Source organism: Chryseobacterium aurantiacum (assembly GCF_003020585.1).
In the GTDB taxonomy this organism is placed as follows: Bacteria; Bacteroidota; Bacteroidia; order Flavobacteriales; family Weeksellaceae; genus Chryseobacterium; species Chryseobacterium aurantiacum.
The window spans coordinates 455156-473089 of the sequence record NZ_PXUE01000003.1; the positions used below are offsets into that span (position 1 = coordinate 455156).

Annotated in this window: 16 protein-coding genes and 1 pseudogene; 11 read left to right on the forward strand and 6 right to left on the reverse strand. The window is 35.7% G+C overall.

Annotated elements, in window-relative coordinates; translation table 11 throughout:
• Window positions 1-25 precede the first annotated feature (25 nt).
• Both C7D53_RS14185 and hflX read right to left on the reverse strand, forming a co-directional pair.
• Window positions 26-655: a DUF4919 domain-containing protein gene (locus tag C7D53_RS14185; RefSeq protein WP_106917088.1), complete on the reverse strand. Its 630-nt coding sequence runs from the start codon at window positions 653-655 to the stop codon at window positions 26-28.
• Window positions 655-1878, reverse strand: a complete 1224-nt coding sequence (gene hflX, locus C7D53_RS14190; RefSeq protein ID WP_106917089.1) for a GTPase HflX — start codon at window positions 1876-1878, stop codon at window positions 655-657. Before hflX ends, C7D53_RS14185 begins: the two co-directional genes overlap by 1 nt.
• Before the next feature lie 195 nt (window positions 1879-2073).
• Here hflX and C7D53_RS14195 point away from each other — a divergent pair, with 195 nt between their 5' ends.
• From C7D53_RS14195 to C7D53_RS14210, 4 genes are all read left to right on the forward strand, one after another.
• Window positions 2074-2781, forward strand: coding sequence for a LytR/AlgR family response regulator transcription factor (locus C7D53_RS14195; RefSeq protein ID WP_228422354.1), 708 nt, complete (start codon window positions 2074-2076; stop codon window positions 2779-2781).
• A 162-nt stretch (window positions 2782-2943) separates the two neighbouring features.
• Window positions 2944-3420: a T9SS type A sorting domain-containing protein gene (locus C7D53_RS14200; protein WP_106917090.1), complete on the forward strand. Its 477-nt coding sequence runs from the start codon at window positions 2944-2946 to the stop codon at window positions 3418-3420.
• Window positions 3421-3425: 5 nt separating this feature from the next.
• Window positions 3426-5948 (forward strand): beta strand repeat-containing protein, encoded by a 2523-nt coding sequence (locus tag C7D53_RS14205; RefSeq protein WP_106917091.1) that lies wholly within the window; start codon window positions 3426-3428, stop codon window positions 5946-5948.
• 6 nt (window positions 5949-5954) lie between these two features.
• Complete coding sequence (locus C7D53_RS14210) at window positions 5955-6374, forward strand: hypothetical protein (protein ID WP_106917092.1); 420 nt, start codon at window positions 5955-5957, stop codon at window positions 6372-6374.
• Between the two features lie 106 nt (window positions 6375-6480).
• Here the strand turns inward: C7D53_RS14210 and C7D53_RS14215 are convergent, their stop codons facing one another.
• Window positions 6481-6915, reverse strand: a complete 435-nt coding sequence (locus C7D53_RS14215; RefSeq protein WP_162926178.1) for an META domain-containing protein — start codon at window positions 6913-6915, stop codon at window positions 6481-6483.
• Window positions 6916-7001: 86 nt separating this feature from the next.
• Here C7D53_RS14215 and C7D53_RS14220 point away from each other — a divergent pair, with 86 nt between their 5' ends.
• Together C7D53_RS14220 and C7D53_RS14225 are read left to right on the forward strand one after the other, a co-directional pair.
• Complete coding sequence (locus C7D53_RS14220) at window positions 7002-9206, forward strand: S46 family peptidase (protein WP_106917093.1); 2205 nt, start codon at window positions 7002-7004, stop codon at window positions 9204-9206.
• Between the two features lie 74 nt (window positions 9207-9280).
• Window positions 9281-9754, forward strand: a complete 474-nt coding sequence (locus C7D53_RS14225) for a YdeI/OmpD-associated family protein (RefSeq protein WP_106917094.1) — start codon at window positions 9281-9283, stop codon at window positions 9752-9754.
• Window positions 9755-9772: 18 nt separating this feature from the next.
• Here C7D53_RS14225 and C7D53_RS14230 read toward each other — a convergent pair whose 3' ends face one another.
• Window positions 9773-10054: a hypothetical protein gene (locus C7D53_RS14230; RefSeq protein WP_106917095.1), complete on the reverse strand. Its 282-nt coding sequence runs from the start codon at window positions 10052-10054 to the stop codon at window positions 9773-9775.
• 200 nt (window positions 10055-10254) lie between these two features.
• On the opposite strand from C7D53_RS14230, the gene C7D53_RS14235 reads away from it, so the two are divergent.
• The gene (locus tag C7D53_RS14235) at window positions 10255-11478 is read left to right on the forward strand and encodes a spondin domain-containing protein (RefSeq protein ID WP_106917096.1); all 1224 of its coding nucleotides are present in this window, start codon (window positions 10255-10257) and stop codon (window positions 11476-11478) included.
• A gap of 80 nt (window positions 11479-11558) precedes the next feature.
• Here C7D53_RS14235 and C7D53_RS14240 read toward each other — a convergent pair.
• Window positions 11559-11780: pseudogene (locus tag C7D53_RS14240) on the reverse strand (magnesium chelatase subunit ChlI family protein); the annotation flags it as partial.
• A gap of 112 nt (window positions 11781-11892) precedes the next feature.
• Here C7D53_RS14240 and C7D53_RS14245 point away from each other — a divergent pair.
• The 4 genes from C7D53_RS14245 to C7D53_RS14260 are packed head-to-tail and all read left to right on the forward strand — an operon-like array spanning window position 11893 to window position 16226.
• Window positions 11893-12546 carry a TnsA endonuclease N-terminal domain-containing protein gene (locus tag C7D53_RS14245; protein ID WP_106917097.1) on the forward strand — a complete coding sequence of 218 codons (654 nt, stop codon included), beginning with the start codon at window positions 11893-11895 and terminating at the stop codon, window positions 12544-12546.
• 2 nt (window positions 12547-12548) lie between these two features.
• Complete coding sequence (locus tag C7D53_RS14250) at window positions 12549-14384, forward strand: Mu transposase C-terminal domain-containing protein (protein ID WP_106917098.1); 1836 nt, start codon at window positions 12549-12551, stop codon at window positions 14382-14384.
• A complete protein-coding gene (locus C7D53_RS14255; protein WP_106917099.1) occupies window positions 14365-15246 on the forward strand; it encodes a TniB family NTP-binding protein in 882 nt (293 codons plus the stop codon). The genes C7D53_RS14250 and C7D53_RS14255 overlap by 20 nt, the downstream gene beginning before the upstream one ends.
• Window positions 15246-16226, forward strand: coding sequence for a TniQ family protein (locus C7D53_RS14260; protein WP_106917100.1), 981 nt, complete (start codon window positions 15246-15248; stop codon window positions 16224-16226). Before C7D53_RS14255 ends, C7D53_RS14260 begins: the two co-directional genes overlap by 1 nt.
• Here the strand turns inward: C7D53_RS14260 and C7D53_RS14265 are convergent.
• The gene (locus C7D53_RS14265; RefSeq protein ID WP_106917101.1) at window positions 16221-17915 is read right to left on the reverse strand and encodes a hypothetical protein; all 1695 of its coding nucleotides are present in this window, start codon (window positions 17913-17915) and stop codon (window positions 16221-16223) included. The genes C7D53_RS14260 and C7D53_RS14265 overlap by 6 nt on opposite strands.
• Window positions 17916-17934: the final 19 nt, after the last annotated feature.

The window sequence follows — 17934 nt, forward strand, 5'->3', positions numbered from 1 at the left end:
GTGTTTTTTTAATTAATTTATAGTTCTAAATATCTAAATAAAGGACCTTAATATAGATTTTCTGCCCCTCCTTTTCCCAAACATCAAACATCCCGTCTTTGGATGGCTTTGATCCTCTTGTATAATCCTTTCCTATATTTAGAATATTCAGCAAGATATACTCATCTCCTACAGAATTAACCAAATAGGCTGTTTTTTCAGATTTCCCGTCTCCCGAACTCTTCATTCCGTCTGCAAGTGAGCGAAACTGGTTCAGATGATGCATAAAATTATTTCCATCCTTTACAGAATCATATGCCCGGAGAAGAATCAGCAGGATATCCAGATTGGTAGGATCTTTATCATACAAGATCTTCCCCTGCTTGATGCATTCTTCGAAATTATTTTGCTTAAAAGCTTCTGTCAGACTTGTGAAAGCCTCGTCTGAAGTAGTTACTTTATCTGTCCTGAAATTTCTTCCGTAATAAAGATATTGAGACTCTATACTGTCCAGAGACTTTGGATATCCTTTGTACTTAAAAATAAGCTTCTCATATTTATACGGAGAATCAGAGTTTTTGAAACTTTTCTCGATGGCTTTAAAATCCACTTTTGATTTCTGGCTGAACCCAAAAACCGAAAACATCATGAATAAAAGGAAAAAGTAATATTTCATTAATTGTTGTTTTCTTCCTCTTCGTCCTCAAAATACTCGAAAAGGAAATCGTTGTAAGGAAATCTTGAAATATGAATCTTCATCACCTCATCATAGATCATTTTTTTCATTTCCGGAAAATTCTCCTTTGTAAGTGCAGAGATGAAAACAGTAGGATACTTGGATTTCGCCATCCATGTTTTTTTCCATTCTTCAAGAGAAATATTCTTCTTTGAACTAGGGGTCAAATCATCTTCATCTTTCTTCTCATAGCTGAAATCGTCAATCTTATTGAACACCATGATCATTGGTTTCTGATGAGCATTGATATCCATTAAAATCTGATTAACAGAAGCAATATGGTCTTCAAAACTTTCATGGGAAATATCTACCACATGAATCAGAAGATCTGCTTCACGAACCTCATCCAATGTAGATTTAAAAGATTCTACCAATTGAGTAGGAAGTTTTCTGATAAACCCTACAGTATCGGTAAGCAGGAACGGCAAGTTTCCGATCACCACTTTTCGTACAGTAGTATCCAGTGTTGCAAATAATTTGTTTTCCGCAAACACCTCAGATTTTGAAAGAGAATTCATCAAGGTAGACTTTCCAACATTGGTATATCCTACCAAAGCTGCACGAACGACTTTTCCGCGGTTGTTACGCTGAGTAGCCATTTGCTTATCGATGGTCTTTAATTTATCTTTCAGCAAAGTGATTCTGTCACGAATAATACGACGGTCAGTCTCAATTTCCGTTTCACCGGGACCTCTCATCCCGATTCCTCCTTTTTGACGCTCCAAGTGAGTCCACATTCTTGTCAAACGAGGCAAAAGATATTGATATTGGGCCAATTCTACCTGAGTTCTCGCATAGGAAGTTTGTGCTCGCTGTGCAAAAATGTCAAGAATAAGATTGGTACGGTCCAAAATTTTAACCTCCATTTCTCTTTCCAGGTTTTTAAGCTGTGAAGGAGAAAGTTCATCGTCAAAAATTACTGTTCCGATTTCGTTTTCTTTTACATATTCTTTTATTTCGAGTGCTTTTCCACTCCCGATAAAGGTTTTGGAATCAGGCTGTGTTAATTTTTGAGTGAAGCGCTTTTCTACAGTTGCTCCAGCAGTGAAAGCTAAAAACTCCAGTTCATCCATGTACTCCACCAGTTTTTCTTCGTCTTGATTTTGAGTAATAATCCCCACCAAGACTGCTTTCTCATAATTATGTTCTTTCTTTTCTAACATTAAGTTCTGTCTATGTTTATGATTTTTACAAGATAATATTTTTCAGAAAAAAAACAAAATCAAATTTTATTTAATAACATTTTTTAATATAAATTTAAGGTTATCGCTTTATTATTGTTTAAAAAATCAATAACTTTATATAACAATTTTCTGATTTTTAAACATTTGAATTAAAAAATTAATATCCAGAAGATCATGATTACCCATATTAGATGTATGATTATTGATGATGATGAACTGGACAGACTGGTTCTTCAGCGCTATATCAAACAGTACGAGAACATAGAAATTGTCGCATCTTTCGATTCGGCTGAAAAAGCAATTCCTTATCTTGAACTTCCCATTGATCTTCTCATCACAGAGACGAATTTAAAGGGAATGAGCGGTCTTGAACTTAGGAAATTAGCTCATAAAATCCCCGCATGTATCTTCGTAAGCTCTCATCCGGCACTTGCCGCCAGTGTTTTTGAGATGAATACCCTTGACTTTATTACGAAGCCCTTAACCACGGAACGGTTTCACTACTCCATGCAAAAGCTTTTTGACTTTTTTAAAGTTAAAGAAAAATGTGAATGTTATGACGCCATCTTGGGACAGGACTTCATTAATCTCAAGGAAAGCGGAAATATTTTTCAGGTCAGAAAAACAGACATTCTTTATCTGGAAGCATTAAAGGATTATACCCGAATCATTACGCTTGAAAAGAAGCATTGTATTCTGGACTCTTTGGGGAATCTTCTCCATAAAAATTTTTTTGACTCCTTTGTGAGAATACACAGAAGCTACGCCGTACCTCGCCACCTCATCCGCGGGAAAAACTGTCATGAAATAGAATTGATACACCATATCAAGCTTCCTATCGGCAGAACCTATAAGGACAACCTCTCTTTTTTTAAGCCTTAACAACCAACTGAATTTTAAAAATAATTCACAAATCGCCATTGGTCGATTATTTCTGTCGTTGGTCTATTTTTCTATTATTCGATTATGATAGGGAGTAATTTAGTCTTCCCAAATTCCCCCATAGAAAATAACTTTCCATTAGTAATCTAAAAACTGTTATCCATGAAAAAAACATTTATTTATTGCCTCGTGCTCCCTCTATTTTCCCTCTCATTCCTGCATGCTCAGTCAGCAGTTTTAGCAACCGGAATAGATGCATCAGGCGGAAATGGTTCGGTTTCCTACAGTATAGGCCAGACTGCCTACCTTTATAAAGGAGCCGGAGACCAAATTCTGGAAGGCGTACAGCAGCCTTACGAAATCATTGCACTTACCACCCGTGAAACTTCATCAAATTCGGAGGGTATCTTAATTTATCCTAATCCCTTCAAAGACTTTTTGTATCTGGATTTTACTTCAGGTAACTATAAAGATGCAGAATATCATCTATTTGATGCTCAAGGTAAGCTCATTAAAAAGGATGTAATTGTACAGTCAAAATCTGAGCTCAACTTCTCTTCTCTACCGTCTGCCCTATATATCATTAGGATTACTCAGCATGGAGAAAACCTCAAAACATTTAAAATCATCAAAAAATAACCACCATGAAAAAAATATTATTATTGTTTGGAATCCTGTCTGGTCTCTTTATGGGACTTTCGCAGGCTCCAGAAAAAATGAGCTATCAGGCTGTCGTAAGAAATGGTTCCGGACAGATATTAAGCAATCAGGCTATTGCGATAAGATTAAGTATATTACAGGGATCGGCTGCAGGCCCATCTGTTTATTCTGAAAGACTTACAGGAAACACCAATGTTAACGGACTTGTTACTTTGGAAATAGGAACAGGAACAGTTCTTTCTGGAACATTTTCTACCATCGACTGGCCTTCAGGAAACTATTATTTAAAAACAGAAACAGACCCGTCAGGAGGAACTACTTACACCATAACAGGAACCTCTCAGCTGTTGAGTGTACCATACGCCATGTATGCAAAATCTGCAGGAAGCAGCGGCGGAACTTTTACAATTCCTTATGCCAATACAGTAAATAATGCCTCTACTTTGTTTTCATTGACTAATGATGGTGATGGAACCTCTGTAGAGGGGAATAACAATTCAGCAACGTCAAGCATTGCAGCCGTAAGAGGTGTTGTTACCAGCACGGCTCCTGGAGGTTTTTCTTCTGGGGTACGTGGGATCAATAACGGAACCGGCGGACTTGGCGTAGGGGTCTGGGGAAGCCAGAACGGAAGCGGATGGGGAGTGTACGGCGTAACTCCCAACGGTTTAGGAGTATATGGAAATTCCAGTGCTAACGGAACCGGAGTTTATGCCAACAGTAACACAGGTACCGGTCTTACAGCAACCAGTAACAATGGAATTCCAGCCAGTATGTCTATTTTCAATAATGCGAACGCCAACAATGTTCTCAATGCCTCTACTGTAGGAAACGGAGTTGTTGTAAATGTTACCACTTCCGGAACCGGACATGGGGTGGCAAGTTCAACGGGTGCCGGTATTGCTCTTCGTGGGACTGCCTCTGCCCAATCATCTGCGGGGGTTCTTGGCAGCAACACAGGAAATGGAGAAGCTGTAGTGGGATTAACAACCAGTGATATTGCCGGAGCTGTAGTGGGACGTAATGATGGTGGTGGATATGGAGTGAGAGGATTTATTGCAACCAATACATCCGGAACAGGTATCGGTGTTTATGGACAGGTTGGAATAAACAACAGTACAGGGCGTGCAGGAAGATTTGAAAACGTTAATCAAACCAATACTTCAGGAAATATTTTGGAGGTAGAAACCAATGGTAACGGGAATATTCCTGACAATACTCAAGGGAATGCAGCCTCTTTTCTTGTTGACAATACCAACAGTGTTGGAGCGGCAGTAAGAGGAGAAGTAAATACTATTTTCGGAAACTTTGGTGCTGCTGGTATTTTCGGGGTATCATCAGGAACAGGAGGCCGAGCAGGATTATTCTATGCATCAAACCCCTCTGGAAACGGAGCTTCATTAATAGCCCTAACAGACGGAAATGGAAATGCAATAACAGCCAACGCTGGTAAAGATGGAAATGGTGTAGAAACCAATATTGATGGTGCCGGAAATGCCCTTTATGCATGGGTCCCATCCTTTTCAACCGGACGTGCAGGAAGATTTAATATTTTTAATGAAAACAATACAAGTGATGTAATAACCGTAACAACTGTAGGAAATGGTATTGCAGGAAATTTTAAAGTAGATAAAACACAGGGAACCTCAGCTGCGGTGAAAGGCGAGGTGAATTCAATATTTGCTAATTTCGGAACAGCGGGTATTTATGGGGTATCATCAGGAACAGGTGGATATGGTGGATTATTTCACGCCAGCAACCCTTCTGGAAATGGACCTGCCCTTATTGCCATTGCAGATGGTAACGGAAACGGGATCACTGCTAATGCTTCAAATGGAGGGGATGGTGTTGAAACCACTGCAGACGGAACGGGAAGTGCCATCTTCGCGTGGGTACCCAACTTTGGTAACGGACGTGCAGCAAGATTTATCAATTTCAACACAGCCAATACCAACCCTGCTCTTACCGTAGAAACTCATAGTGCTGGATCTCTCGCTCTATTCAAATCCGGAAACCCAGGAACTGTAAATGTTGCCCGTATAGATAATACAGGAAGAGGCTTCTTCAACGGAGGAACTCAAAACAGTGGTGCAGACGTTGCTGAAGCATTTGATGTAGAGGGATCTGTTTCTGAATATGAATCCGGGGATATCCTTGTGATCTCAACAAGCTCTGACAGAACGGTTGAAAAATCTTCAAAACCTTATTCAAATTTAGTTGCAGGAGTATATGCTACCAAGCCCGGGGTTCTTCTTACAGAGGAACATATTGATGCTGATCTTTCGGATAAAGTTCCTATGGGAGTGATTGGAGTTATTCCAACCAAAGTATGTCTGGAAAACGGTAAAATAAAACGAGGAGATCTTTTGGTAACTTCATCCAAAACCGGGATTGCTATGAAAGCTGATCTCAATAAGGTAAGAATAGGACAGGTTATCGGAAAGGCACTTCAGGATTATGACCAAAAAGAGATTGGAAAAATTCAAGTATTAGTCAACATAAAATAAACTATCATGAAAATAGCATATATCATCCCGTTATTGTTTTTAAGCACTATTGCTTATGCCCAGGAAAGCAAAAAGGCAGCTCCGGCAGAAGACCAGACATTGGCCGTAAAACAGATTAAGGAGCATGAAGCAAAAATTCTGAAAGACACTCAGGAAAATGCAGAGAAAAAAAACACTCAGACAGGACTTGTTTCTGATCACGGGCTGGAAGTAAAACAACAAGCTTCAAAATCCAAGGCTCCAGCTGATAATAATTCTGGGCAGTTACTTCCCAGTACAGCTAGTCTTGAAGACATAAAAAGAACAATTCCCAACAGACAGGCAAATCATAGTATAAAAAATTCTAGGAACACAAATAATACAATGATCGGGTTACCCAACACGGCAACCCTTGAGGAAATAAAAAAAACTATTCCCAAAAACTAATGACACTCAAAAACTAATAGCCCAAAAAACTGATAACCCAACCAGATTTTTCAAACCAAAAAGAAGTCCGCTACACAGCGGACTTTTATATTTCAATACCGGAAGGTTAGTCCCAGTCTGCAGCAACAAACTTCATGGAGTTTCCATGATCATCAGACAGAGTAAGAAAATGTCCTTCAACTGTATATTTTGTCATGGTTTCAAATTTCTTCTGAAAAGAAGTTTCCAGATTCATATCCTGGCAGGCCATCATCGTACTTACTCCTTGAGAAATTTTCACTTTTCCTTCTTTTTTAAATTCGGAAGTAAATGACATCCGGTTACATCCCATAAAGGCACTTCCCTGAATTTTACCTTTTTCCATCTTGCCTGTTAAATTAACTTCAGCTTTATTGGCCATCAACTGGTCTTTAGAAAATCCGTTAAAAGAAATCAACATCCATTGTCGTTGAAGGGACGGATTTTTATCTGGTACGGCGGAACAATTTAGAGCAAGTCCTAAAAATAAAACTGCAAAAAGGGATAATAGTATCTTTTTCATGCAGATTATCATCCCATTTTCATACCAATCTGGGACAGAATCTCGTAAAAATTAGTAAATTAGCGACACAAAAATTTTTTTATAAAATGAAAAGACTATTTCTACTATTCACTTTCTTATTGGGCTTTGCTCAAATGAGGGCGGATGAGGGGATGTGGCTGCTAATGCTCATCAAAAGACTTAACGGTGTTGATATGCAAAAAGAGGGTCTACACCTAACGCCTGAGGAAATTTATTCAGTAAATAATTCCAGCTTAAAGGATGCTATCGTAAGCTTCGGTGGTTTCTGTACAGGTGAAATTGTTTCTGATAAAGGACTTTTATTCACGAACCACCACTGCGGTTATGGTGCAGTTGCTGCTGCTTCTACTCCAGAGAAAGACTATTTAAAAAATGGTTTCTGGGCAACGAAACAGAAAGACGAATTCAACGCAAAGGATCTTTATGTAAGATTTTTAGTGAGAATGGATGATGCTACTCAAAGAATCTCTTCCAAGCTAAACAACAATATGACGGGAGCAGAGAGAAAAGCTGTTATTGATGCTGAAACTAAGGCTATCCAAACAGAAAACTCTGAGAACGGAAAATATACTGTAGTTGTAAAAGATTTCTTTAACGGAAACGAGTTTTATTATTTCGTATACCAAGACTACAAAGATATCAGATTGGTAGGTGCACCTCCTTCCTCTTTAGGAAAATTCGGTGGTGATACCGATAACTGGGAGTGGCCAAGACATACAGCAGATTTTACAGTGTTCAGAGTATATGCTGATGCTGCAGGAAACCCTGCTGAATATTCTCCTAGCAATACTCCTTTGAAGCCTAAGCACTTCTTGCCGGTTTCCCTTAAAGGAATTAAGCCTGGTGATTTCTCAATGATCTTAGGATATCCTGGAAGAACAAACCGTTACCTGACTTCTTACGGAATTCAGCAAATGGTAGGTAAAGACTACCCGGCTTGGGTTGAGGCTTCTAAGACAGCTATGGATGTTATGAAGAAATACATGGATAAGGATAAGGCAACTCAACTTAACTATGCTTCTCAGTATGCTTCTGTAGCCAACTACTGGAAAAACAGACAGGGAACAATTGATGCCGTAGAGAAAAACGGAACAATTACTGATAAGAAAAAAATAGAGGAAACCTTCAAAGCATGGGCTGCAATGCCTGGGAACACTATGTATGATGGTGTTTTAGAAGAAATTGGAGCATACTACAAGCAAACTTCTGACAGAAATGTTGAAAGAAACTATGCTGCTCAGTTCTCAAGAAATGCAAAATATACCTCTCTAGCTCTCAATGTAGGTTCTGTACTTAAGGCTTATGCTGCTCAGGACATGCAGGGAAGATTGGCAATGAAAGCAAAAACAGAAGCTGCTATTAAAGCTGCTTACGAAAACTTCAGCCCATCTTTAGAAGGAGAAATGCTTGCTGCAATGACTAGCCTTTATCAGGCAAGAGTAAACAAAGACGTTGCTTCTGCTACTATCTTAGGATTAGATGCAAAAACAGTTTCTAACCTTGCTTACTCTTCTATTTTTGCTAATAAGACTTCTGCAACTGACTTCTTATTGAATCCTGATGCATTAAAACTTGATAACGATCCACTTTGGAGAGCTTCTAACGGTATTGCTGCAGATCAAAAAATGAGCAATGACAGATTCGTTAAAGTAGATGATAATTTTGCAAAAAACAGTCGTCTATTCTTAGCAGGTCTAGTGAAAGCGATGCCTGAGAAGAAATTCTATCCGGATGCTAACTCTACTATGAGATTAACTTATGGTACTGTAGATAAACTTCCTATCAGAACTGACAGAAACTACTTCGGAGTTACTGATAATTACTATACTGATATGTCTGGTCTTGTTGGAAAATACAAGAAAGGTGACGAAGAATTTGATCTTCCTCAAAGAGTGATTGATCTTTACAACCTTAAAGATTTCGGACAGTATGCGGATGCTAAAGGTTATATGCCTGTAAACTTCCTTTCTAACAACGATATTACAGGTGGTAACTCTGGTTCTCCGGTAATTGACGGTGATGGAAACCTTATTGGTATTGCATTTGACGGAAACAGCGAAGCATTAAGCGGAGATATCGTATTCGAGCCTGAATGGCAGAAAACAATCAACGTGGATGTTCGTTTTGTTCTTTGGACAATTGATAAATATGCAGGTGCTAGAAGATTAGTTGATGAATTAAAGCTTGTAAGAGATGAAAATACTCCGGCTGATACAAAAACTAAAAACTCAGGTACTACAGCAACACCGAAGAAAACAAAGAAAAAATAATCTCCATTGATATATTTTTGAAACCGTGAAATTTACTTTCACGGTTTTTTTATTTTTACAGCAAAATATTGATCATGAATTCACCTGTAAAATTCACTGCTATCATCAAACAAAACGGGGAAATGAATGTTGCCTTTGTAGAATTTCCCTTCTCTACGGAAGAACTGTTTCATACCAAGGGACAGGTAAAAATTAAAGCTACATTTGATAATAGGGTTGAATACCGTGGTAGCTTGGCCAAAATGAAATCTGACTGTCACATTTTGGGACTTACGCAGGAAATCAGGAAGCAACTCGGAAAAACCTTTGGAGATGAGGTTTCCGTTTCCCTTATTGAAGATAAAGAAGAGCGTGTGGTTGAAATTGCCCATGATATTGCTCTAATTCTTACTGAAAATCCCAAGGCAAAAGAACTCTTCGATAAAATGAGCTATACCCACAAAAAAGAATATATCCGCTGGATTGAAGAAGCTAAAAAACCGGAAACAAGAGAAAATAGAAAAATTAAAATGATTCAGATGATTTTGGATGGGAAAAAGGGAATTTAGAAAAACTCTCCTTATACACTATACTTTTAACTCTGCTTTCAGGTACTGTCTTCCTCCTCCATTCGTAACGGTCAAAAAGCCATCATAATGGGCCACCTTTACTCCAAGATCATTATTTATTTCCTTAAAATAACCTGTCTTTTCCATGTTATGGTATTGCCATAGAAATTGTGCTGATTCCCCACTTTGATTTTGAAAAACCAATGAATCCAGCCCGGTTGCTACTCCGGTTGATTTAAGATCTACCACTACACTTTCATTCGCTACAAACTCTTTAGCCAATATCATGAAATTATTCATTTGCTTTTCTTTTGATTATTAATTTTTCTTTACTCTGAGGCAAAAATCTTTATCCAGAGCGACAAAACTCGACGTATTATTTATAAAATTAAAAATCCAAAAACAACCTGATTATCATTTACTTAAAAAGTATTTACACTTTTTTTTGTCAGGATTATTAATAGTGTCCGACTATACTTTCAACTATAAAAAATTATTTTATGAAAAAGACCTTTTTTAAAATGACAGTATGTGCAGCCGGAATTATGACAGCATTTACTCTTTCATCTTGTAACGATTCCGACAATAACATGATGGACACGTCTGCTCAAAGAACCATTACCTTTGAAAATGTTGTTACTCCTAAAGATTTTGTAGAAAGCGGAAGTTTTCAGGGAACAGGAACTGCTCCTGTCATTAAGCCGGGCCAGTCGGTATCCATTAAATTCAGTGCCGGAAAAGCTCAATCTTTGATGTTTGCTACCATGTATGGACTTTCCAAAGATTGGTTCTTTGCATCTCAGCAACCGGGTATAAAGTTGTTTGACACCAATGGAAAAGCCATCACCGGAGATGTTTCTTCAAGTGTATTGCTATGGGATAACGGAACAAAAGATAATGTAACAGGACAAGCCGAAAGCAACCCCATCACCCAGGTTCCTAATATCAATGCTTCACAGCTAATGAAACTTAACCTTGACTACAATGAGGTGTCTTCTGAGTTTACTTTAACCATTACCAATACTTCTGGTGGAACTGCAAATGAAACGCCTTTCTCTCCTGGTGTTTGGGCTGTTTCCAATTACAATGGCGCTCAACTGCTGAATAGCACTCCGTTCTTTACTCCCAACTCTTTATCCAATCCTGAAATTACAGATATAGCCCAAATGGGAAATATTGATAAGATGAAAATAAAGCTTAACATGAATACAGGGATTATGACAGGCCTATCTCCTGCTTTGGTCGTAATTTATCGCGGTGAGAAAAATCCAATTTATGAATTGGGAAAAATGGATAATGGTATGGGGCTAAAAGAAATTGCACAGTTTGGAAATGTAAGTAAACTTCAAAACAGCTTAAAATCTTTCCCCGGCATTAAAGGAGTTTACGTTGCCGGAAATGCCCCTGTTTCACCGGGAAGCAAGATCATGACTAATTTCACAGCAGATCCGGGTGATAAAATTGCTTATGTTACCATGTTTGGCTTCTCCAATGATTGGTTTTATTCTAATGAGGTAAGTATTGATGCTACTGCGAAGGGGGATCTTAGTTCAAAAACAGCTTTATTTGATTCCGGAACCGGAGTAGATCAATATCCAGGAGCTGGAAACCATCAGGCTTTATTCGGAGGAACTCCACAAAGTGAAACGATGGTTATTTCAAAGGTTGGAACTCAATATCCTGTTCCTTCCGTACAGAATGTAATTAAAGTAACCGTGAATTAAACTTGCAATAGAAGTAAAAAAGCCAGACAAAAATTTGTCTGGCTTTTTTAGCTTTAAGGAATTGATAACTTCAATTTTCATTAAGCATTCCAGAACTCCCTGTCTAAGCTTCTGTATTGTATTGCTTCGGAAACATGCTGGGAAAGTATGTTCTCAGATTCTTCAAGATCGGCAATTGTCCGGGCAACCTTTAGGATTCTGTCATAAGCTCTGGCAGAAAGGTTCAGCTTTTCCATGGCCTGTTTTATAAGACCGAAAGAGGTTTCATCCAAATCACAGAATGCTTCAATTTCTTTGGGACCTGTAAATTAGCAAAGTAGATGATAAAATTTGCTTACAGTATTTATATTTTCACATAAGAAAATGATAATCAAAGGTAATTCTGAGTCAACTGCGCTATAAAAATAACAGAAGATGGTGATAATCAGTTTTAAAAAGTCAAGAAAAATTGGGAGGAATTCGTTAAGCCTCACAGGACAAATAACAAGCATTAAAAATAATGACTTTGTTGAGTTTGAATCCCAACTAGAGAGAAATTTAACTTACATTTTAGAACGTCGATTAGACGTTGAGATGTATTGTGAACAGCCAATTACAATTGAGTATTTTGAGGGAAGTCTAAAAAGACATTACACTCCGGATTTTTATGTAAAGTATTTTGGCGGATCTGAAGAACTTATAGAAGTAAAATACCAAAAGGATTTATTAGAAAAAAAAGAAGCTTTGGAAGGGAAATTTCGAGCAGCAAAAGAATTTTGTACCGGAAACAATCTCTCTTTTCGAGTTATAACTGAAGAAGATATAAATTCCGATGAAGTTTTTAATTCTAAATTTCTTAGTAACTATAGAAGACCTCTAGTAAAAACAAACCTCGGTGATATTGAGTATATCTTAGAAACATTGGTAAGATTCGAAAAAATGACGGTTAGTAATCTTTTGGATGAATGCTCAAAAGATGATCAGCGTAAAGCAGAATTATTATTTCATGTTTGGTATTTAATTAGTAATTATTTGATTAATTTTAATGAAGAAGAAAAACTTTCTATGAACACGCTAATTTGGAAATAATTATGGAGAGAGTTTATATCACTAAAGGAGAAAAGGTTTACTACAATGAGGTAGAATGTATTATTATCAAAATTGTAGATATAAATACCGTTACTATAGAAGAAGTATATTCTAATATCCCTCATACTGTATCTGTACATGAATTACAAGCAAAGACTTCGATAAAAACTGATGTACTAGAGACACTTACTGATGCCGAATGGGGAAAAGCTAAAAAACGTTACGAAATTATCGTTCCGATTCTATCTAACAGAGGAAATTTAGATTTAATTAAAGAAGTTGCAACTAACAGCAAAGTCAGTATCCCTACAATTTACCGATGGTTAAAACTTTTTGATGATTCTGGGTTAGTCTCATCTTTAGCTGGAAAAAAGAAAACTGGAGGAGCTGGAAAAAGTAGATTAACCAATGTACAAGAAGAAATTATTAATAATAAACTCAATTCTGTCTATCTTAACCAGTCACGTAAATCAATTACCAAACTAATCAGAGAAATTCAGTTAGAGTGTAGTAAGTTGGGGATTATATCCCCACACCCTAATACTATTCGGTCAAGGGTAAAATCAATCTCTGACGAAGAAAAAATAAGAAAGAGATTAGGCGTTAAAGAAGCAAGGTACAAGTTTGAACCACTAAAGGGAAATTATAACGATGCAACCCATCCTCTTTCTGTTGTCCAAATTGACCATACAAGGGTGGATATCATTTTAGTTGATGGATTTGACCGTAAGCCATATAAAAGACCTTGGATAACTGTTGCTTTAGATGTATATAGCAGGATGGTCGTTGGTGTTTATTTATCTTTCGAGCCACCAGGGGCGTTAGGAACAGGAATGTGTATTGCAAACTCTATTTTACCAAAAGAATTGTGGCTAGAAAAACATGGTATTAATGCGGATTGGCCTTGCTGGGGGGTCATGGACACAATACATGTTGATAATGCAAAGGAATTTCACGGAAACATGCTAAAAAAAGCAAGCCATAATTATGGTATATCTCTGCAATTCAGACCCGTTGCTACCCCACATTGGGGAGGACATATTGAGCGAATATTAGGAACATTTGCAAAAGAAATACATAATCTCCCTGGTACAACTTTTTCTTCAGAAGCTGAAAGAAAACAATATCAATCCGAAAAGAACTCCTCCTTTACTCTTGATGAGTTTGAGAAATGGTTATTAATTTTTATAACTAAAATCTATCATCAACGCAAACATAGCTCATTGGGAATGTCTCCTCTGGAAAAATACAAAGAAGGTATTTTAGGAAATAATAATGTAATAGGAAGGGGTATTTCTCCAAGAATAAATGATTATCGCAGAACAAAACTTGATTTCATGCCTTTCTTTGAAAGATCGGTACAAGAATATGGAATTGTTATAGATCACATTTACTATTATGATGATGTTTTAAGACAATATATTCACACCACTAACAATAATGAAAGTAAAAAATACATTTTTAAACGAGATCCTCGAGATATAAGTGTTGTTTATTTTCTTGATCCCAAAACAAATACCTATTTCGATATTCCATATCGTAATTCTTCTTACCCTCCAATGTCAATATGGGAGTATCGTGATATCATCAAAAAAATTAAGGATTCAAATGTTTATGTATCTGAAGAAAAAATTTTTGAAGCCTACCGAGAATTAAATTATCTTGAACAAAAAAACGTAAAACAAACTGCCATAAAAAGGAGAAATATTAAAAAAGATGTTGATTTAATAAATAATTCGTTTTCTGAAATTTATGAGAATGCTATTGACTCTCAGAGTGAAAGTATTGAAATTATTTTACCTTTTGAAGACTTGGACGATGAAACATTTAACAGATAAAACAAAAGAATTTGTAGAGTCAGCTACAATTGAAGACAGGATTCATTCTTGTAGAAACAGCAAATGGATTGGCTACACCCAAGCTTCCAAAATTATGAATAAATTGGAAGAGCTGTTGATCTATCCGAAAACTGTTCGGATGCCCAACCTTTTACTTGTAGGAGATTCAAATAATGGCAAAACAGCAATTCTCGATAAGTTTAAACAGAAAAATTTATCCTACGTTGACGAAGATGTAAGGGTTATTAGTCCTGTTGTTTTAGTACAAGCTCCTCCCGAACCTGATGAACGACGGTTTTATAATGCGATTTTAGATGTTCTCTATGCTCCATATAGAACTACTGAAAAACTTGATAGCAGATATTTAAGAGTTAAGAAACTATTACTGAATCTTAAAACTAAAGTCCTAATAATTGATGAAATACATCACGTTCTAGCAGGATCACCATCTAAGCAAAGAAAATTTTTGAATGTGATTAAGCATTTATCAAATGATTTGCAGATTTCTTTAGTTTGCGCAGGAACAAAGCTGGCTTTCAATGCTATTCAATCTGACCAACAACTCGCCAATAGATTTGATCCAAGAATTTTACCTCGATGGAATAATGATATTGAGTTAAAAAGACTACTAGTAAGTTTCGAAGCCCTACTTCCACTAAAAGAAGAATCTCTTTTGATAGAACCCTCCATGTCAAATAAAATACTTTCGCTGAGTGAAGGACTTATTGGAGAAATTGCCAAAATACTTGAATTAAGTAGTATTGAAGCAATTAAAAGTGGTAAGGAAAAAATAACAAAAGAGATTTTAAATAATATCGATTATATTTCTCCTGAAGATAGAAAGAAAAAATTCATTTCTTAATGGTTTATATTCCAGCTCTGAAAAAGAATGTTCTTCCCATAATACTTAAGCCTAAGCATGATGAATTGTTCACTTCATGGCTTTGTAGAATGTCGGTTGAATATGGACTAAAACCACATACCTTTTTGCAGAATTATCTTGAAGATAAAGCACCGCCACTAAGAAGAGATTTAGACTTGTTCGAGAACAATCATCTAATGAATTTTATAATTAACCATACTTCATTTCCAAAAAATAAGGTTAGAAGACTATTTTTAAACGAATTGAATATGTTTGCATTTAAAGATTTTCAAGAAAAAAAGAGCTACATTTCAAACGTGCTTCCTTTAGGTGTTTCAAATCGAAAAATTGGGATTAATACAGGAATTCAATATTGTCCTTCATGCTTAAAGCATCAACTTTATTATAAAATTAAATGGAGGTTGGTCACCTCAATTATTTGTTTAAGATGTTATGTACAGCTTAAAGATCAATGTCCGCATTGCAAATCTCCAATAAACTTCATCAAAATTTATACTTCAAATAATACATCTACTGTTGAGAACTTACATCTAAACCAATGCTTCAAATGCAAACAAAATATTTCAGCCGATGACGATTTAATAAAAGCTACCTCTAGCGAAATTACCTATCAAAAATTAATTAATGGCAGTATAAAAAACGGATTTAACAGCTTTTCTAATTACTCATTTTATTATATTGAGGCTCTACTTCATTTTTCATTATTACTTGGCTCTTCACGTCAAAAAAATAATTTTAGAAATTATATTCTTGATATATACGAACTGGAAATAGAACCAACCAAAACCCATATTCATTATTGGTCGGTAGAGTATCGAAGAAAAATTTTGCCTGTTGTAAATCTATTTCTCCAATCCAATCCAACCTACGAAGAACTAAAATTTTATCAAATCACAAAAAGTTATATCGACCCCGAAAATAGACTGCCTTTTTGGATATATCAAAAGTTTAATCTATAGATGTTCTTTAAGCCTCTCAACAAGGTTTCTAACACTTTTGTTGTGGTCATTTTCGATAATTTTATGATTAAATGAATGAACTAGAATAACTCCCATACCTTGAAAAATATTTGTTAATTGCTGTGCTGTTTTTATTTCAGACCAATTTAATTGATAGTCATTTATCATCTTTGTTAAACATATTTCAAGTATAGGATCTCTATTTGACAAAAATCTTAGTCCTTTAACAGTATGTCTGACAAGCCCCATTCTTCCATAGTTGCCGACTGTTGAAATCAAACAATAATTATAATCATTAATAAGAATAGATGCTAAAATGAGTGTTCCAACTTGTTTAATTTTAACTGGAGGATAACTCACATTTTCAAAGTCTGAAGGCTCAATCATTAAATATTCAGTTTCAGCCCCCTCATTCTTTAAAATATTAATAGCATCAAAAACAACCTGTATATAGTCTACCGTATTTTGACTGATAAAATTAACTCTAGAAACTTTATCTTTACTACTATGCTCTTTTATTAATTCTGAAACCTCTGTAATTTCGTTAATTTGCACTTGAGTCATTTGAAAATGATCTAATTGGCTCTCCTTTTCAAGCTTTTTCACATTGGGTGATTGATAGAATCTTTTTCTAGAATCATTAACTGAAACATTCAGAGGATTCAGGCTATGATTGGTCGGATTTGTAGTTGAGTTAGCATTCTCGTCAAAATTATCAACTTGCCCTGTTGTTGGATTTTTATCTTCAGACTCTTCATTTAATGATGATTTATCCGAAATATCTTTTAATAAAAAATTATCATATTTAAAAATGCCTTCCCCAGATTTCAAACTAAAGTCTTCGATAGAAAATGCTAAAAATTTATTTACAGATATTTTTTTTCCAATCAATGTTAAGTTTACTTCATCACTATGTGGAATTATAGAGGCTAAGTAAGCCTTTCGATTATCCGGTTTACATTTTTCCAATGCAACATAAAAATCAGCCTTAATATGAGCTAAAGAATTAAACCCCTCTTTAATCAACATAAACTTTGCTATATTTTTAGCTTCATCATATCTTAAATATTCGGAATCGTATTTAATAATAGGTATTCCGTTCTCGTCAAAACTTGAGATTGGTTGTAGTCCAGCAAAATAAACTCCGTAAATAATGTTATAAATTGTAAGAGTAGACAAATAATAAAAGTAAGATAAAATGACATGTCCCGGTATAATAATCGTTGTTCCGTTGTGAACAGTACTGTAATAAGGTGCGCCTGAATATATTTTGTCATCTTCGTTATAATAAGGAGGCATATAAGTATTTTGTAAATGTTTATACACCCAATTAGTTTGATAATCTGTTTTCGGATTGAAAACAACATTTTCAAATTTTTCTATCGCTTTACTATTTTTCAAGTATTCGGGATTTTTAAAAAATTTTCCATTGTATCTAAAATATGTTCCCAATTGAATAGTAAATGTTTGTTCTTCTAGAACGAATATTTTGAATTGTCTTTCTTTACCACTAAAATAGTAATGTACATTATCTATATTTGTAATAATTACCTCTCTTTTAATTCTATCTTCTTTCCAATAGCTATGACCTAGCCATGTTACTACCCAATAACTATTGTTATCGACCTGATCAGAAATCTCTTTTGGAATTTTTATTCTTCTATGAAAGTTTTTAAACTCTGGTAACATTTATGTATTTTTAATAAAA

Excerpts from the sequence above, each read along its gene's own strand:
- C7D53_RS14220 (WP_106917093.1), top strand. The coding sequence starts at position 7,002 with ATGAAAAGACTATTTCTACTATTCACTTTCTTATTGGGCTTTGCTCAA.
- C7D53_RS14200 (WP_106917090.1), top strand. The coding sequence starts at position 2,944 with ATGAAAAAAACATTTATTTATTGCCTCGTGCTCCCTCTATTTTCCCTC.
- C7D53_RS14245 (WP_106917097.1), top strand. The coding sequence starts at position 11,893 with ATGGTGATAATCAGTTTTAAAAAGTCAAGAAAAATTGGGAGGAATTCG.
- C7D53_RS14185 (WP_106917088.1), bottom strand. The coding sequence starts at position 655 with ATGAAATATTACTTTTTCCTTTTATTCATGATGTTTTCGGTTTTTGGG.
- C7D53_RS14215 (WP_162926178.1), bottom strand. The coding sequence starts at position 6,915 with ATGAAAAAGATACTATTATCCCTTTTTGCAGTTTTATTTTTAGGACTT.
- C7D53_RS14230 (WP_106917095.1), bottom strand. The coding sequence starts at position 10,054 with ATGAATAATTTCATGATATTGGCTAAAGAGTTTGTAGCGAATGAAAGT.
- C7D53_RS14235 (WP_106917096.1), top strand. The coding sequence starts at position 10,255 with ATGAAAAAGACCTTTTTTAAAATGACAGTATGTGCAGCCGGAATTATG.
- C7D53_RS14255 (WP_106917099.1), top strand. The coding sequence starts at position 14,365 with ATGAAACATTTAACAGATAAAACAAAAGAATTTGTAGAGTCAGCTACA.
- hflX (WP_106917089.1), bottom strand. The coding sequence starts at position 1,878 with ATGTTAGAAAAGAAAGAACATAATTATGAGAAAGCAGTCTTGGTGGGG.
- C7D53_RS14225 (WP_106917094.1), top strand. The coding sequence starts at position 9,281 with ATGAATTCACCTGTAAAATTCACTGCTATCATCAAACAAAACGGGGAA.
- C7D53_RS14250 (WP_106917098.1), top strand. The coding sequence starts at position 12,549 with ATGGAGAGAGTTTATATCACTAAAGGAGAAAAGGTTTACTACAATGAG.
- C7D53_RS14210 (WP_106917092.1), top strand. The coding sequence starts at position 5,955 with ATGAAAATAGCATATATCATCCCGTTATTGTTTTTAAGCACTATTGCT.
- C7D53_RS14265 (WP_106917101.1), bottom strand. The coding sequence starts at position 17,915 with ATGTTACCAGAGTTTAAAAACTTTCATAGAAGAATAAAAATTCCAAAA.
- C7D53_RS14205 (WP_106917091.1), top strand. The coding sequence starts at position 3,426 with ATGAAAAAAATATTATTATTGTTTGGAATCCTGTCTGGTCTCTTTATG.
- C7D53_RS14260 (WP_106917100.1), top strand. The coding sequence starts at position 15,246 with ATGGTTTATATTCCAGCTCTGAAAAAGAATGTTCTTCCCATAATACTT.
- C7D53_RS14195 (WP_228422354.1), top strand. The coding sequence starts at position 2,074 with ATGATTACCCATATTAGATGTATGATTATTGATGATGATGAACTGGAC.